This window comes from Sulfitobacter sp. HI0040 (genome assembly GCF_001634885.1).
Classification (GTDB): domain Bacteria; phylum Pseudomonadota; class Alphaproteobacteria; order Rhodobacterales; family Rhodobacteraceae; genus Sulfitobacter.
In genome coordinates this window covers 1-215 of sequence record NZ_LWEX01000536.1, presented here as the reverse complement: position 1 = coordinate 215, position 215 = coordinate 1, and the positions used below count along the sequence as shown (strand labels likewise).

1 pseudogene is annotated in these 215 nt (G+C 63.3%); it reads left to right on the top strand.

The features are described 5' to 3' along the window. Positions 1-215, top strand: a pseudogene (locus tag A3728_RS20155) (spermidine/putrescine ABC transporter substrate-binding protein PotF); the annotation flags it as partial.

Below are 215 nucleotides of genomic sequence, written 5' to 3'. Positions count from 1 at the left end.
AGGTCAAGGAAGTGCTGGGCGAGGATGCGCCCGTTGGTTCCCTGTCCCTGATCTTCGATCCGGCCAACATGGAAAAGCTGTCGGAATGCGGTGTGCATTTCCTCGACGCTCCGGTCGAGATGATCCCCGCCGCTCTGGCCTATCTGGGTGAGGACCCCGACAGCCAGGATGTCGACACGATCGAAAAGGCGGAGCCCGTCCTGGCCGCCGTGGCG